Source organism: Streptomyces sp. NPDC002888 (genome assembly GCF_042888465.1).
GTDB lineage: Bacteria > Actinomycetota > Actinomycetes > Streptomycetales > Streptomycetaceae > Streptomyces.
This window is the reverse complement of the sequence record NZ_JBIAPU010000010.1, coordinates 243408-258348: the sequence shown is the minus strand read 5'-3', so window position 1 is coordinate 258348 and position 14941 is coordinate 243408. Positions and strand designations below refer to the sequence as shown.

Below are 14941 nucleotides of genomic sequence, written 5' to 3'. Positions count from 1 at the left end.
GGATGTGGCATCCGCGTGGCATTAGTGGCACGCGTGTGGCACGCCCCGAACACGACGAAGGGCCAGCCTGGGAGGAAACCCCTCCTGAGCTGGCCCTTAAGTCTGTGCCCCCGGCAGGATTCGAACCTGCGACACCCGCTTTAGGAGAGCGGTGCTCTATCCCCTGAGCTACGAAGGCGGGGCTTGTGCTTGGGCGCCCTGGGGCGCTCGGTCCACAGCGTACCGGATCAGGGGTCGGGCGGGTGCGGGTCATTGGTGGGGTGCCCTCCGGGGGCTGGTGGGCAGGGTCCGGAGGGTGTCGGAGGGCGACTCGAGGGGTGGCCGACTTGGTCATCGGGCGGGTCCGCCAGTGATACCGCTACTGTCCCCGCTGCTCCTCTGCCGACCGGGATGTCGGTGAGGAGCCAGGTGGGGGACGGGGATGCGAGGGTCGTGCCGGTGCCCACGTAGCTGCGGGTGCCGGAGAGAGGACAGCCGCCGGCCCACGCGCCCGAGGCGTGCCGTCGGTCTCGCTCAGGACAGCGCGACGTGGGTGAAGCGCTGGGCCACGTGGAGGTCGGACTCGATGCGGCCGGCCGTCGCGGTCAGTTCGGGCAGGAGGGTGTGGAGGCACTCGTCGAGGGTGCGGCGGGCTGGGTGCATCGCCGTGTTGAGGGCGGCCACCACCCGGCCCGTGCGGTCGCGAACCGGAACCGCGATCGAGCGCAGGCCCTCCTCCAACTCCTCGTCGACCAGGGCGTATCCCTGGGCCCGCACCTCCTCCAGGGCGCGGGTGAGGGCCGTGGGATCCGTCACCGTGCGGGAGGTCAGGGGGTGCAGGGGGCCCAGGTCGCGTTCAGCGGTCGGCAGGTCCGCCAGCAGGACTCGGCCCAGTGACGTGGCGTACGCGGGCAGACGCGTGCCGAGGGTGATGTGCACGGTCATCACGCGGCTGGTGGCCGCCCTCGCCGTGTACTGGATCTCCGGCCCCGGGCCGGTCCCACCCGTACGACGAGTGACTGGCCCCGGGCCGGTCCCACCCGTACGACGAGTGACTGGCCCCGGGCCGGTCCCACCCGTACCACGAGGGACTGGCTCCGGGCCCATCCCACCCGTACCACGGGCACCACCAGCACTGCCCGTTCCGCCCGGCACCAGCACGGCCAGCGACGTCGACTCCTGGACCCGTTCCGCCAGTTCGAGCATGTGCGGGTTGGCGATGTGGGGGAGGGAGGTGCGGGACAGAGGTGGGAAGCCCAAGGACAGGACCCGGGGCGTGAGGGTGAACGCGCGGTCGGTCGGCCGGGTGACCAGGCCCAGGTGCTCGTACGTGATCAGCGCCCGGCGTGCCGTCGCCCGGGCCAGCCCCGTGGCCTTCGCCACGTCCGTGAGCGTCAGCTCGGACCGGCCCGCGCCGAAGGCCGTCAGGACGGTCAGCCCGCGGGCGAGGGACTCGACGAACTCGCGGCCGAGCTCCAGCTTGGAGGCGCCGGTCCAGGTCGCGAGGCCTGACGGGCCCGGCCCGGGCCGGGGGTCGGGTGCCTCACGCAGGTCGTCCTCCATGGTTGCCACCGCCGCCCGCAGCCGAGGCAGAAGCGTGTCGCGCAGCTCCGCCGCCGTGTGACGGCTGGTGTGACTGACGACGCTGGCCACGCAGGCGATCCGGGCCGTGTGCGGGTCCCGTACGGGGACGGAGACCGCCACCAGGCCCGGCTCGATCAGCTGATCGTCCAGCGCGAAGCGATCTTTCTCGGCCTGGGCCACGGCTCGCTCGAACTCCTCGTCCGCGGACGGCCGTTCCCTCGGCGGTACGGCGGGAAAACCGCGGTCCTGCGGGTCCGCCGCCCGGCGCTCGCGCCAGTGCTGCCAGTCGGTGGCCGTCCACTCCGTGGCGAACAGGGGGCCGGGGGCGGTGCGTTCGACGGGAAGCAGGTCGCCGATACGAAAGCTGAGGGACATCGCGCGGCGGCGGGTCGCCTGATGGATGAACCGGATCCCGTCCCGGTCGGCGACCGCCAGCGACACCGACTCGTCGAGCTCGTCGGCGAGGGCGTCCGCGCGCTCGTCCAACAGCGCGGGGAGGCGCAGGGCAGCGAGGTAGGCGTTGCCCAGTTCCATCACGCGGGGCGCGAGGACGGCGTCCCGCCCGTCGAGCCGCACATATCCCATCCGCGCGAGGGTCGCCGTGATCCGGTCCACCGTGGACCGCGCGAGCCCGGTGGCCCGCTCCAGCCCGCTCAGACTCACCGCGCCCCCGGCCTCGGTCAACTCCCGCAACACAGTGACCCCACGCAACAACGGCGCGACCGCCTCGCCCGGCGGCACGGCGTCCGGCACACTCTCCACGCTCGACTTCGCAGGCATCGACTCTCCGCTACGGCATCCCCGGCAAGCATGCCTACGGTAATCCGAAGCCACCCCCGCCCCGGCAGCCGCCGGCGGCGAAGGAGTCCGCTGGGTTCACCGGCACCCGACGACGAAAGCAGCACGGGTGGCGCTGGGCACCAGACCACTGGCGGCCAACAGACACCTGGCGGCAACAGACACCTGGCGGCACCAGACAACTGGCGGCAACGGACCACTGGCGGCAACAGACAACACGGCACCCCCCGCCCGCAGCCCCCTCACCGGCGTGTGACCAGCACCCTGTGGTTCCCCGCCAGGTCCGCCGCCGCCACGGAGATGCGGATCCCGCGCCTGGAGTCGACGAAGCTCTCACCCGGGGCGAAAGGAGCGTCGGAGAGCTCGGCGTGCACGTTGGGGCTGTGGGTGCAGCCGCCGGTGTCGCGCTGGGAGTCGTACACGGTGACCGGTCCCATCCCGGTGTCGATCTCCGCGTCGACGCGGTAGATCAGCACACCCGGCCGGCACACCGCCTGGTCGTTGCCCTCCTGGGTGCGCAACTCGACGGCATACCCCGTACGCCGGTTGACGGGCACGAACACAAGCTTCGGACCACCGGCGCGGGCCAGCGGCGTCAGCGTGTACTGCGTCGTCCCGGGCAACGCCGCACAGCCGATCTGCGTGGCGTCCAGCCAGCCCAGCTTCCACTTGTGCCAGCCGAGCAGATCGTTGTTGGCCCCCCAGTCCTCGCTCATGATGTCCCAGTGCCCGACCGCGCCCCCGCCCTCCTGGGTGTACAGGTCGGGCAGCCCGAAGACATGGCCGTTCTCGTGCGGCAGGACGCGGTAGCCGGTCTGCGCGTAGGAACCGGAGCCGTCGTCCTGGCGGGAGTAGACGAAGGAGGCGTTCGACACGGGAACGCCGTCGGCGATCGGCGCCTCCGTGTTGCCCGCGAAGGTCACCGACAGGACCGTGTCGAGTGCGGACGGCCCCGCGTTCGGCGTGATCAGCACGTTCAGCAGGTCGTACGCCCGGAAGTCGACCGTCGGGTCGGCGGCGGCCACGATGTCCTGGACGAGGGTGCGGTAGCCGGGGTCGAAGGGTGCGCCGCGCTCTATGCCGTACGCGCGAAACGGCTTGGGCATGCGCAGCCAGTCGCGGACCGGGGCCTCGGGACGGTAGTCGAGACGGCCGTACGAACTCGTGCGGAACCACTCCTGGGTCTGCGGGAAGAACTCGTTGAAGCGGTCGAGCGCGTTGCCCTGCCCTGGCGCGTCGGAGAAGTCGACCATCACGGTCAGCGCGCGGACGACGCCGGTTGCGCGGGAGTAGCCGGTCGGGGTCGGGATGCCCTCCGACATCTGGACGACCGGACTGCCGCTGATCATGCAGGCGCCGAGGGCCGCGGAGCGGGACACCGCGACCGGGCCCGCGCCGGCCGTCGTGGCGCTCGGGGCGAGGCGTCCGGAACCGGCCGAGGTGCTGACCGCGAGGGTCAGGGCGGTCACGGACGCGAGGGCGGCCACGCGGCGCGGGCGTATCCGACGGCTGGTCGGCTGCGGCTGCATGCGTCGGCCCTTCCGCTCCGGGCAGCCGCACCGGTCACCGGCTGCGCCCTCTTGATCACCCTGTGTCGGGGTGGTCGGGGGCGCGCGTTGGAGAGGGCCGATCGTGGGGCACCGTCCCAGCGCAATGTGGCCCAGGTCACATGAATTGACTGCCGGTACGGGAAATTCCGGGGACCGATTCCCCGTTTAGCCCTGTGTCCGAGTGAAACGGGGATCCGCTCCCCGGATCGCCAGCCCCATCACCGAGGAGTACGCCGTGCAGACCGCGCCCCCCGAGCAGCGCAAGGCATCCCGGCCGCGCGCCGACGCCCTGCGCAACCGGGAGCGGATCGTCGCCGCCGCCCGGGAGATGTTCACCGAGCTCGGCCCCGAGGTGCCGCTCGATGACATCGCCCGCCGGGCCGGCGTCGGCAACGCCACGGTGTACCGCAACTTCCCGGACCGCGACGCACTGGTGCGCGAGGTCGTCTGCTCGGTCATGGACCGCACCGTGCGGGCCGCCGAGATCGCCCTCGCCGAGAACGGCGACGCCTTCGCGGCGCTGGAGCAGTTCGTGCACGTGGCCGCCGACGAGCGGATCAGCGCACTGTGCCCGATGCTCTCCAGCGCCTTCAACGAGAATCACGCCGACCTGGTCGCCGCGCGCGAGCGGGTCGAGCGGATCATCCAGGAGGTCATGGGCCGCGCCCAGGCGGCCGGACAGCTCCGTTCCGACGTCGACGTCGGTGACGTGCTGGTCACCGTGGCCCAGCTCAGCCGGCCGCCGGCCGGTACGGCCTGCCTCAACGTCGACCGTTTCCTGCACCGCCACCTTCAGCTGTTCCTGGACGGACTGCGGGCCCCGGCCCGCTCCACCCTGCCGGGCACGGCCGTGACCATGGAGGACCTGCGCCAGGCCTGACCGATTAGTTCAGCGCATCACCCGAGTCACCACACACAGCTCACGACACACAGCTCACCACGCACAGCTCACGACACACAGCTCACCACGCACAGCACACGACACACAGCTCACGGCCGCCACGGTCGCCGAGTCGTCCCTTGACGACGTCCTCGCGACGTCTTTGTCCGTCACGAAGTCCCGAAGTGGGTACCCCCATGTCTGAAACAGCCGCAAAGGCTCCCGGCGCCGCCGCCGCAAGCGGTGACGCCAACCGCTGGAAAGCGCTCGTCTTCATCGCGCTCGCCCAGCTGATGGTCGTCCTCGACGCGACCATCGTGAACATCGCCCTGCCCTCCGCCCAGCAGGACCTGGGCATATCCGACGGCAACCGGCAGTGGGTCGTCACGGCCTACGCCCTCGCCTTCGGCGGACTCCTCCTCTTCGGCGGCCGCATCGCCGACCTGTGGGGCCGTAAGAACGCCTTCGTCGTCGGCCTGGTCGGCTTCGCCGCGGCCTCCGCGCTGGGTGGCGCGGCCACCAACGAGGCGATGATGTTCGGTGCCCGCGCCCTCCAGGGCGTCTTCGGCGCGATCCTCGCGCCCGCCGCGCTCTCCCTGCTCGCCGTGATGTTCACGGACGCCAAGGAGCGCGCCAAGGCGTTCGGCATCTACGGCGCGATCGCGGGTGGCGGCGGCGCCGTCGGCTTCATCCTCGGCGGTGTGCTGACCGAGTACATGGACTGGCGCTGGACGTTCTTCGTCAACATCCCGTTCGCGATCGCCGCGGCGGCCGGCGCGTACTTCGTCATCCGTGAGCCGGAGGGTGGCCGCAACCGCTCCCCGCTCGACATCCCGGGCGTGGTCCTGTCCACCCTCGGCCTGGTCTCCCTGGTGTACGGCTTCACCCGCGCCGAGTCGGACGGCTGGGGCGACTCCATGACGGTCGGCCTGTTCGTCGCCTCCGCGGTGCTGCTCATCGCCTTCGTCGTCACCGAGGCGAAGGTCAAGGCCCCGCTGCTGCCCCTGCGCGTGGTCACCGACCGCAACCGCGGCGGCATCTACCTCTCGCTCGGCATCGCCATCATCGCGATGTTCGGCACCTTCCTGTTCCTGACCTACTACCTGCAGATCGTGAAGGGCTACTCGCCGATCAAGACCGGCTTCGCCTTCATGCCGATGATCGTCGGCATGATGGTCGGCTCGACCCAGATCGGCACGCGCCTGATGACCCGGGTCCCCGCCCGGCTGCTGATGGGCCCGGGGTTCCTGGTCGCCGCGGGCGGCATGTTCCTGCTGACCCAGCTGGAGATCGGCTCGTCGTACGCCTCGACCGTTCTGCCGTCGATGCTGCTGCTCGGCCTCGGTATGGGTACGGCGTTCATGCCGGCCATGTCCCTGGCCACCCTGGGCGTCGAGCCCCGGGACGCCGGTGTCGCCTCCGCGATGGTCAACACCTCGCAGCAAGTGGGCGGCGCGATCGGCACGGCCCTGCTGAACACGATCGCCGCCTCGGCGACGACGTCGTACATCACGGACCACATCGGGGGCGCCACGTCCAAGTCCCAGCAGCAGCTGGTCCAGCTGCAGGGCATGGTGCACGGCTACACCAACGCGATCTGGTTCGCCGTCGGCATGCTGGTGCTCGCCGCCGTGATCGTCGTGGTCTTCGTCAACGCCGGCCGCCCGGACACCGCCACGGTGACGGGCTCCGGAGAGGGCGTCGAGGACGAGCTGGCGGTGCCGGTCGTCGTCCACTGACGGCGACCGCCCCGTCGTATCCCTTCGGGCCCTTCGTTCGTACGGGGAGGGGACGCTCCGTACGAACGAATCCAGGACCTGCCCCGGCGCGCTGAGTGAGCGGCTCAGCGCAGCCAGGGCAGGTCCGCACCCGCTTCGTTCGGCTGGAGTCCCTCGGCGACGATCTGCATGATCTCGCCGAGGGACTTCTGCTGTTCCGGGGTGAGCCGGTCGAACAGCGCCTGGCGTACGGCCGTCACATGGCCCGGCGCGGTCCGCCGCAACACCTCGAGGCCGGCGTCCGTCAGCACCGCGAACTGGCCGCGCTTGTCGGAGGGGCAGTCCTCGCGCCGCACCCAGCCGTTCTTCTCCAGGCGGGCGATCGCGTGGGAGAGCCGGGAGCGGGTGATCTTCGACTTCATCGCCAGCTCGGTCATGCGCAGCCGCCGCCGCGGGGCCTCGGCGAGCCCCACGAGGAGGCCGTAGTAGATGTGCGGCATGCTCGCGTCACGCTGGAGCTGGCGGTCGAGATGGTCCTCGAGGAGGGTGGTGGCGTGCAGGTAGGAGCGCCAGACGAGTTGCTCCTCGGCGGTGAGCCACTGCGGCTCTTCAGCGGATGCGGATGCCGTGTTCATGTATCCCACTGTAGCGCTGTGTCCTTGAAACTTGAACAAACTGGCTGTATTGTGCATGAGGTAAAGCTTTAGGTTTCAAGCAACTGATGTTCCAAGTATCTGATGCTCCAAGCAGCCGATCCTCCGGAAGGAGTCGCCGTCATGTCCGCCGCCACCCAGGAACGCATGCCCGCCCTGTATCTGAGCCACGGCGCGCCGCCGCTGGCGGACGACCCGATCTGGCCCGGCCAGCTCGCCGCCTGGTCCGCCGACCTGCCGCGGCCGAAGGCGATCCTCATGGTCTCCGCCCACTGGGAGGAGGCCCCCCTGGCCCTCGGCGCCGTCCAGCCGGTCCCCCTCGTCTACGACTTCTGGGGCTTCCCCGAGCACTACTACCGGGTCCGCTACGACGCCCCCGGCGCACCCCAACTGGCAGAATCCGTACGCAAGCTGCTGCGCGCCCCCGGCATCCCCGTGCAGGACATCCCCGACCGCGGCCTCGACCACGGTGCCTACGTCCCGCTGGTGGAGATGTTCCCCGAGGCCGACGTCCCGGTGCTCCAGGTCTCCATGCCGACCCTCGATCCGGTGAAGCTGATGGAGATCGGCCGCAAGCTCGCGCCCCTGCGCGACGAGGGTGTGCTGATCGTCGGCTCCGGCTTCTTCACCCACAACCTCGCCGCCCTGCGCCACACCGGCCCCGGAGTGCCGACATGGTCCTCGGAGTTCGACGACTGGGGTCGCCGGGCACTGGAGGCCCGCGACTGGGACGGCCTGCTGGACTTCCTCGACAAGGCCCCGGCCGGCCGCTACGCCCACCCGCGTACCGAGCACTTCGCCCCGCTGTTCGTGACCATGGGCGCGGCCGAGGCCGGCGGTGAGCTGGAGGCACAGAAGTCGGTGATCGACGGCTTCTGGATGGGCATGGCGAAGCGGTCGGTGCAGTTCGGCTGAGACGGCTGACCCCGTCGCCGGGTCACAGCTCCTTCTCGTACCAGGCGACGTCCCAGTAGCGGCCGAACTTGCGGCCCACCTCGCGGTACGTGCCGACGTGCCGGAAGCCGAAGCGCTCGTGCAGCCGGGCGGAACCCTCGTTCGGCTGCGCGATGCCCGCGTAGGCGCGGTGCAGGTCCTCGCCGGAGAGCGCCTCGAAGAGCTCCTTGTACAACAGCGTGCCGATGCCGCGGCGGCCGGCGTGCGGGGCGACGTAGACCGTCACCTCCACGGAGGTCGAGTAGGCGGCCTTCGGTCGGTAAGCGCTGGATGTGGCGTAGCCGAGAATCTCCTGTGAGTCCGTGTCCACGGCAACCATCAGCCGGTGCGGCCCGTCTTCAGGGTGGGAGAGCAGCCAAGGATGGCGCTCTTCCGCACTGAAGACCGCGGTATCGAATGTGATGGGCGTCTCACGTACGTAGTGGTTGTAGAGGTCCGTGAGGGCTTCGAGGTCCGCCTCGACTCCCGGCCTGACCTGCACCTCTGTGCGTTCGGACGGCATCGATCCTCCTCGTGTGGCCGCACAGGGTACTGCATGATCAGAAAAAACGCGGTGCTGGTGGGAATTCTGTCCTGATTCCAGTCGTTGTTTCCATCGGATGCAGGGCACTCGACAAGAGTCCGGAGCGTTCAGGAGACAGAGAGCGCTCCGAGCGCCGAAGACAAAGACAGTGTGTCCGGTGTCCGAAGGACCCCCGCTGACCCACTCATCGCAAGGGAGCACGCATGGCAACCCGTGCCGTCGCCCGTCGTCAGTCCGCCACCGGCGAGACGGCCGACTCGGCAAGCAGTGTTCGCGCCCACGCCGGCGAGATCGCCGACCGCGACTTGGTCGGCATGTACCTCGACGAGATCGCGCGCACACCGCTGCTCGACGCCGCCAAGGAGGTCGAGCTGTCGCAGACCGTCGAAGCGGGCGTGTTCGCGCGGCAGCTCCTCGACGGGTACGAGGAGTCCAAGACGGACGCCACCCGTGAGGAGCTCGAGGTCCTGGTCGACGAGGGAGAGCGGGCCAAGGACGTCTTCATCCGCTCCAACCTCCGCCTGGTCGTGGCCGTGGCGCGCCGCTACCCCCGCAGCGGCCTGCCCCTGCTCGACCTGATCCAGGAGGGCAACGCCGGCCTGGTCCGCGCGGTCGAGAAGTTCGACTACCGCAAGGGCTTCAAGTTCTCGACGTACGCGACCTGGTGGATCCGCCAGGCGATCACCCGGTCGATAGCCGACCAGTCCCGCACGATCCGCCTGCCCGTCCACCTGGTGGAGGAGCTTGGCCGGATCCGGCGCGTGCAGCGTGAGTTCAACCGGGAGAACGGCCGCGACCCGGAGCCCGCGGAGATCGCCGCGGAGCTCGGCTCCACGCCGGAGCGCGTGATCGACGTGCTCGACTGGGCCCGTGACCCGGTCTCGCTGAACATGTCGGTCGACGACGAGGGTGAGACCCAGTTCGGCGACCTCCTGGAGGACACCTCGGCGGTGTCACCGGAGCAGTCGGTGCTGACGTTGCTGCGCAGCGAGGAACTCGACGACCTCATCGGCCGCCTCGACCAGCGCACGGCCTCCATCATCAAGATGCGGTACGGCATCGAGGACGGCCGTGAGCGCACGCTGACCGAGGTCGGCAAGGAGCACGGCCTCACCCGTGAGCGCATCCGCCAGATCGAGAAGCACGCCCTGCTGGAGCTCAAGAAGCTGGCCCGCGACACCGGGTTCGACGCGGCGGCGTGAGCCGTGTGCCATGGGCCGGCGCCGACTGTCGGGCGCCGGCTCAGCACTGAAGGAACACCCTGAGGCCAAAGGTGCCGGTGCGCGCCGATGGCGTACGCCGGGTGGCTAAAGCCCGCGCAAACATGGCGATGTAACGCCGCTTCAAACCCCCGTGTCCGGGAACAAGAATCCACGACACGGCAGTTCGACCCGCGAACGGCCGCGCGACCGACGGCAGCCGTTCGCCCCCGGGACACCCCCCCCGGGCCCCTGATCCAAGTCCCGACGCACCCCCCCCGGCGCCGGGACTTCCCCCAGCCGGGCTCCGGCGCCCTTCCCCCCGGGCGCCGGGGCCCGGCTCTTTTCCCACCCACACGCAACACATCCCACCCCACACACAACACAGGTGGGCCACCCCGTACCTGAACCCCGGGGTGACCCACCAAACCCCAGATTCTGTCACGCCCCGGCCCACCGGTACGCGGAGGGCGCGGGCGGCGCCCCGTCGGCGCCGAGCTGCGCGGCCCACTCCCGCCCAGCCCCGACCCCGGACGCCCCAACACCCCGCCCACTCAAGCCCCTCACGACGACACGCCTCCCGCACGGCTCAACCGACCCCCCAACTCCCGTACGCACTCCACCAACTCCACAGGCCCCCGTACCGAGAACTCGCACCCCACCACAGCCAGCCGAACCGCCACCCACTCCACCGGGCCCCCCGTCCGCCCCCGTAGCCGACAGGCCCCCTCGTCCCCCTCCACGGGCTCGGGCCGCCCCCACGCCCCCCACAGCCGCGCCGTGACCACCTCCACCGGCGCCCGAAAGGTGACATCGAAGTCGTACTCGGCCTCGGGCGCCTCCTGAGGCCGCCGAATCGACCGCCGCAGATACTCCGCCGCATCCCCCTCCGGCACCTCCCGCGGAGCGAACCGTGCCCCGGTGGCGAACGGCTCGCTCACCCGGTCGACGCGGAACGTCCGCCAGTCCGCACGATCGAGGTCGTACGCGACGAGATACCAGCGACGCCCGGTCGACACCAGCCGATACGGCTCGGTCAGGCGCCGTGACGTACTCCCGTCCCCGGCCCGGTAGGCGAACCGCAACCGCTCCTGCCCGGCCACCGTCGCCGCCATGACGGTCAGTGTCTCGGGCGCGATACTCGCCCCGTCCCCACTGGTCAGCGGCGTGGTCGCGGCCTGCAGCGTGGTCACCCGGTGCCGCAGCCGGGACGGCAGCACCTGTTCCAGCTTGGCCAGCGCCCGCACCGACGCCTCGTCCACGCCCTCCAGCGCGTGCCCGGCCCCCGCACGCAGCCCGACCGCGATCGCCACCGCCTCCTCGTCGTCGAGCACGAGCGGCGGCATCGCCTTGCCGGCCACCAGCCGGTACCCCCCGTCGGCCCCCATGGACGCCTGCACGGGATAACCGAGCTCCCGCAGCCGGTCGATGTCCCGCCGCACGGTACGACGGGACACCCCGAGCCGGTCGGCGAGCTCACCGCCGGGCCATTCACGGGGCGTCTGGAGCAGGGACAGTAGCTGGAGGAGTCGAGCCGGAGTGTCCGTTGTCATGAGAGTGAGAATCGCGCACAAGTAGGTCACGATCAGACCTACTGCGGACTTAACTTCGACCCATGACCTCAACCGACACCACCCGCACCACCGACGGCAGGGGCGCAACGGGCACCACGGGCGACCGCCGGCGCTGGTTCGCCCTGGCGATCGTGATGACCGCGGCTTTCATGGACCTCGTCGACGTCACGATCGTGAACATCGCGATCCCGTCGATCAAGCGGGACGCCGGCGCGTCCTTCAGCCAGATCCAGTGGATCACCGCCGGCTACGCCCTCGCCTTCGCCGCGGGCCTGATCACGGGCGGCCGGCTCGGTGACATCCACGGCCGCAAGCGCCTGTTCCTCGTGGGCATCGGCGGCTTCACCCTGGCCTCCGCGCTCTGCGGCCTCGCGGCGAACCCGGAGATGCTGGTCGCCTCCCGCATCCTCCAGGGCGCGATGGCGGCGCTGATGGTGCCGCAGGTGTTGTCGATCGTGCACGCCACCTTCCCGGCGCACGAGCGCGGCAAGGTCTTCGGGCTCTTCGGCGCGATCGTCGGCCTGGGCGCGGTCTCCGGCCCGCTGCTCGGCGCACTGCTCACGCAGTGGAACCTCTTCGGCCTCGAGTGGCGGCCCATATTCCTGATCAACCTGCCGGTCGGCATCGTGGGCCTGGTCCTCGGCTCCCGCTTCATCACCGAGTCCAAGGCCCCCAAGGCGCTGAAGCTGGACCTCGTCGGGGTCGCCCTCGTCACCCTCGGCCTGCTGATGCTGCTCTACCCGCTCACCCGCGGCCGTGAGCTGGGCTGGCCGCTGTGGGGGTACCTCTCCATGGCCGGCTCGCTCGTCGTCTTCGCGGCGCTGGTGGCGTACGAGCGGCGCAAGGCGACCCGGGACGGCTCCCCGCTGATCGAACTGTCGCTGTTCAAGGTGAAGAGCTTCGCCGCCGGCATCGCGGTGCAGACCGTCTTCGGGGTCGGGCTCGGTGTCTTCTTCCTGGTCTGGACGCTCTACATGCAGATCGGCCTCGGCTGGAGCGCCCTGCACGCGGGCCTGACCGGCGTGCCCTTCTCGATCGCCGTCTCGACGGCGGCCGGTCTGTCCGTCCAGAAGCTGGTCCCGCGCTTCGGACGCAAGGTGCTCCAGGCGGGCGCCCTGTTCATGACCGCGGGCGTGCTGCTCTACATCTGGGAGTCCGAGCGGTACGGCATGTCGATCGCCTCCTGGCAGATGGCCCTCCCGCTGGTCGTGATGGGCGTCGGCATGGGCCTGATCGTCGCCCCGCTCACGGACGCGGTGCTCTCGGAGGTCCCCCACGAACACGCCGGCTCTGCGTCCGGCCTCATCAACACCGTCCAGCAGATGGGCAACGCCCTCGGCCTCGGCCTGGTCTCGGTGGTCTTCTTCGGCGTCATCGACGACGACCTGACCCCGCCCCAGGTGGGCCCCGAGTTCGTGAACGCCTTCCAGTGCGCCCTCGGCTGGGTCGCCGCCGTCATGGCCACCATCTTCCTGCTGATGTTCGCCCTTCCCAAGCGCCCGGCCCAGCACCTGGAGGGCGCGACCGAGGGCGGGGCTCCGGTGGAGAAGCGGAAGTCCGAACTGGTGGGCTGACCCTCCCCCTCAAGTCCGTTCATGTCCGAGTGGAAGCCCGAACCTGTTTACTTTCCGGAAATCCGGGCGTAGCCTCCCACCGAAACCACAAGCTCGGGCATCGGTCGGAGGCGAACGGACATGTACGCACCGGAGCGGCAGCAGGAGATCCTCCGGCTCGCCCGTGACGGCGGACGGGTGGATGTCGTGTCGCTGGCCGAGGAGTTCCAGGTCACGGCGGAGACGATCCGCCGTGACCTGAAGGCCCTCGACCGCGCCGGCCTGGTCCGCCGCGTCCACGGCGGTGCCATCCCGGCCGGCCGGCTCGACTTCGAGCCGGACATCGCCGAGCGCGAGTCGACCGCCGCCGACGAGAAGGGCCGCATCGCCAAGGCGGCCCTCGCGGAGCTGCCCACCGAGGGCACGATGATCCTCGACGCCGGTACGACGGTCGCGGGCCTGGCCGCCGCCCTCCCGCTGGAGGCCGAGCTCACCGTCGTCACGCACTCCCTGCCGATCGCGGCCCGCCTCGCGGACCACCCCGGCATCCAGCTCCACCTCGTCGGCGGGCGCGTCCGGCACCGTACGCGCGCCGCCGTGGACGCCTGGGCGCTGCGCGCGTACGGCGAGATCCGCGCGGACGTCCTCTTCGTGGCGGCCAACGGGTTCTCCGCCGAGCACGGTCTGACCACCCCCGACCTCGCCGAGGCCGCGGTGAAGCGGGCCGCCGTCGCCGCTGCCCGCCGCGTGGTCCTGCTCGCCGACTCCGCCAAGCACGGCCAGGAGCACTTCGCCCGCTTCGCCGGCCTGAGCGACGTGGACCTGCTGATCACCGACAGCGGGCTGAACCCCGAAGACGCCGTCGCGATCGAGCGCGGCGGCACGGAAGTAGTGCGCGCATGATCCTCACCGTCACCCCCAACCCCTCCCTGGACCGCACCTACGAGGTGCCGTCCCTCGACCGCGGCGAGGTCATCCGCGCCACCGGCGAGCGCATGGACCCCGGCGGCAAGGGCGTGAACGTCTCGCGCGCCGTCGCGGCCGCCGGACAGCGCACGGTCGCCGTCCTGCCCCTGGGTGGTGCGCCGGGCGCACTCGTCGCCGACCTGCTCGACGCGCAGGGCATCGAGGTCGCGCCGGTACCGGTCGGCGGCGCCACCCGCTCCAACATCGCGCTCGCGGAGTCGGACGGGGTCCTGACGAAGATCAACGCCCCCGGGCCCGAGCTGTCCGCGGCCGAGCAGGAACTGCTCCTGGAGACCGTGCGCGAGCAGTCCCGCGACGCCGCCTGGATCGCCTGCTGCGGAAGCCTGCCGCGCGGACTCGCTCCGTCGTGGTACGCCGACCTGGTCGCCCGGGCGCACGCCGCGGGCACGCGCATCGCGCTGGACACCTCCGGCCCCGCCCTCCTCGCGGCGCTGCGCGAGCGGCCCGACGTGGTGAAGCCGAACGCCGAGGAACTCGCGGAGGCCGTCGGGCGCCCCCTGGCGACGGTGGGCGACGCGGTGAAGGCGGCCGAGGAACTGCGCGAGATGGGCGCGGGCGCCGTTCTCGCGAGCCTGGGCGCCGACGGACAGCTGCTCGTGGACGCCGCGGGCGCCTGGTTCGGCAGCGCGCGCGTCGACGTCGTACGCAGCAACGTGGGCGCCGGCGACTCCTCGCTCGCCGGGTTCCTCATCGCCGGCGGAAGCGGGCCGGAGGCGCTCGCCTCCGCCGTCGCGCACGGCGCGGCCGCCGTGCAGCTGCCCGGCAGCGAGATGCCGAAGCCGGGCGACCTGGACCCCGCCGCGGTGACGGTCACGGCACAGGTGCCGGTGGACCGCGTACTGAAGGAGCCGGTGGCATGAACGCCTTCACCGCTACGACCACGCAACCGGCCCTGAAGCGGCGAGGCTTCCCGTTACTCGCCGCGGCAGACGGGACGCGGGGCAACCTGAGCCGCCCCGCCGTCCCGGGGAGGCGGGGTTTCCCCGGCC

Annotated in this window: 12 protein-coding genes and 1 tRNA gene; 7 read left to right on the top strand and 6 right to left on the bottom strand. The window is 71.0% G+C overall.

Annotation, left to right across the window (positions count from 1 at the left end):
* Positions 1-105 precede the first annotated feature (105 nt).
* From ACFYWX_RS18875 to ACFYWX_RS18865, 3 genes are all read right to left on the bottom strand, one after another.
* Positions 106-178 (bottom strand) — tRNA-Arg (locus tag ACFYWX_RS18875).
* A 335-nt stretch (positions 179-513) separates the two neighbouring features.
* The gene (locus tag ACFYWX_RS18870) at positions 514-2343 is read right to left on the bottom strand and encodes an IclR family transcriptional regulator C-terminal domain-containing protein (protein WP_389425162.1); all 1830 of its coding nucleotides are present in this window, start codon (positions 2341-2343) and stop codon (positions 514-516) included.
* A gap of 260 nt (positions 2344-2603) precedes the next feature.
* Complete coding sequence (locus ACFYWX_RS18865; RefSeq protein ID WP_389425161.1) at positions 2604-3890, bottom strand: M6 family metalloprotease domain-containing protein; 1287 nt, start codon at positions 3888-3890, stop codon at positions 2604-2606.
* Positions 3891-4146: 256 nt separating this feature from the next.
* Between ACFYWX_RS18865 and ACFYWX_RS18860 the strand changes: the two genes are divergently transcribed.
* Both ACFYWX_RS18860 and ACFYWX_RS18855 read left to right on the top strand, forming a co-directional pair.
* On the top strand, positions 4147-4791 hold the full coding sequence (locus ACFYWX_RS18860; RefSeq protein WP_389425160.1) for a TetR/AcrR family transcriptional regulator: 645 nt from the start codon (positions 4147-4149) through the stop codon (positions 4789-4791).
* A gap of 197 nt (positions 4792-4988) precedes the next feature.
* Positions 4989-6530, top strand: a complete 1542-nt coding sequence (locus tag ACFYWX_RS18855) for an MFS transporter (protein ID WP_389425159.1) — start codon at positions 4989-4991, stop codon at positions 6528-6530.
* Positions 6531-6634: 104 nt separating this feature from the next.
* Here the strand turns inward: ACFYWX_RS18855 and ACFYWX_RS18850 are convergent, their stop codons facing one another.
* Complete coding sequence (locus ACFYWX_RS18850; RefSeq protein ID WP_389425158.1) at positions 6635-7144, bottom strand: MarR family winged helix-turn-helix transcriptional regulator; 510 nt, start codon at positions 7142-7144, stop codon at positions 6635-6637.
* A 141-nt stretch (positions 7145-7285) separates the two neighbouring features.
* Between ACFYWX_RS18850 and ACFYWX_RS18845 the strand changes: the two genes are divergently transcribed.
* The gene (locus tag ACFYWX_RS18845) at positions 7286-8077 is read left to right on the top strand and encodes a dioxygenase (RefSeq protein ID WP_389425157.1); all 792 of its coding nucleotides are present in this window, start codon (positions 7286-7288) and stop codon (positions 8075-8077) included.
* Positions 8078-8099: 22 nt separating this feature from the next.
* On the opposite strand, the gene ACFYWX_RS18840 is transcribed toward ACFYWX_RS18845, so the two are convergent.
* Positions 8100-8618 (bottom strand): GNAT family N-acetyltransferase, encoded by a 519-nt coding sequence (locus ACFYWX_RS18840; RefSeq protein WP_389425156.1) that lies wholly within the window; start codon positions 8616-8618, stop codon positions 8100-8102.
* Positions 8619-8842: 224 nt separating this feature from the next.
* Here ACFYWX_RS18840 and ACFYWX_RS18835 point away from each other — a divergent pair, with 224 nt between their 5' ends.
* Entirely contained in the window at positions 8843-9841 is a 999-nt protein-coding gene (locus ACFYWX_RS18835; RefSeq protein ID WP_389425155.1) for an RNA polymerase sigma factor RpoD/SigA, read from the top strand.
* 560 nt (positions 9842-10401) lie between these two features.
* Here ACFYWX_RS18835 and ACFYWX_RS18830 read toward each other — a convergent pair.
* Complete coding sequence (locus tag ACFYWX_RS18830) at positions 10402-11391, bottom strand: helix-turn-helix transcriptional regulator (RefSeq protein ID WP_389425154.1); 990 nt, start codon at positions 11389-11391, stop codon at positions 10402-10404.
* A gap of 62 nt (positions 11392-11453) precedes the next feature.
* On the opposite strand from ACFYWX_RS18830, the gene ACFYWX_RS18825 reads away from it, so the two are divergent.
* From ACFYWX_RS18825 to pfkB, 3 genes are all read left to right on the top strand, one after another.
* A complete protein-coding gene (locus ACFYWX_RS18825) occupies positions 11454-12986 on the top strand; it encodes an MFS transporter (protein ID WP_389425153.1) in 1533 nt (510 codons plus the stop codon).
* Positions 12987-13106: 120 nt separating this feature from the next.
* Positions 13107-13868 (top strand): DeoR/GlpR family DNA-binding transcription regulator, encoded by a 762-nt coding sequence (locus tag ACFYWX_RS18820; protein ID WP_389425152.1) that lies wholly within the window; start codon positions 13107-13109, stop codon positions 13866-13868.
* The gene (gene pfkB, locus ACFYWX_RS18815) at positions 13865-14812 is read left to right on the top strand and encodes a 1-phosphofructokinase (protein ID WP_389425151.1); all 948 of its coding nucleotides are present in this window, start codon (positions 13865-13867) and stop codon (positions 14810-14812) included. Before ACFYWX_RS18820 ends, pfkB begins: the two co-directional genes overlap by 4 nt.
* Positions 14813-14941: the final 129 nt, after the last annotated feature.

Coding starts and splice junctions, on each gene's coding strand:
- ACFYWX_RS18845 (WP_389425157.1), top strand. CDS start 7,286: ATGTCCGCCGCCACCCAGGAACGCATGCCCGCCCTGTATCTGAGCCAC.
- ACFYWX_RS18830 (WP_389425154.1), bottom strand. CDS start 11,391: ATGACAACGGACACTCCGGCTCGACTCCTCCAGCTACTGTCCCTGCTC.
- ACFYWX_RS18855 (WP_389425159.1), top strand. CDS start 4,989: ATGTCTGAAACAGCCGCAAAGGCTCCCGGCGCCGCCGCCGCAAGCGGT.
- ACFYWX_RS18865 (WP_389425161.1), bottom strand. CDS start 3,890: ATGCAGCCGCAGCCGACCAGCCGTCGGATACGCCCGCGCCGCGTGGCC.
- ACFYWX_RS18835 (WP_389425155.1), top strand. CDS start 8,843: ATGGCAACCCGTGCCGTCGCCCGTCGTCAGTCCGCCACCGGCGAGACG.
- ACFYWX_RS18870 (WP_389425162.1), bottom strand. CDS start 2,343: ATGCCTGCGAAGTCGAGCGTGGAGAGTGTGCCGGACGCCGTGCCGCCG.
- ACFYWX_RS18840 (WP_389425156.1), bottom strand. CDS start 8,618: ATGCCGTCCGAACGCACAGAGGTGCAGGTCAGGCCGGGAGTCGAGGCG.
- ACFYWX_RS18850 (WP_389425158.1), bottom strand. CDS start 7,144: ATGAACACGGCATCCGCATCCGCTGAAGAGCCGCAGTGGCTCACCGCC.
- ACFYWX_RS18825 (WP_389425153.1), top strand. CDS start 11,454: ATGACCTCAACCGACACCACCCGCACCACCGACGGCAGGGGCGCAACG.
- pfkB (WP_389425151.1), top strand. CDS start 13,865: ATGATCCTCACCGTCACCCCCAACCCCTCCCTGGACCGCACCTACGAG.
- ACFYWX_RS18820 (WP_389425152.1), top strand. CDS start 13,107: ATGTACGCACCGGAGCGGCAGCAGGAGATCCTCCGGCTCGCCCGTGAC.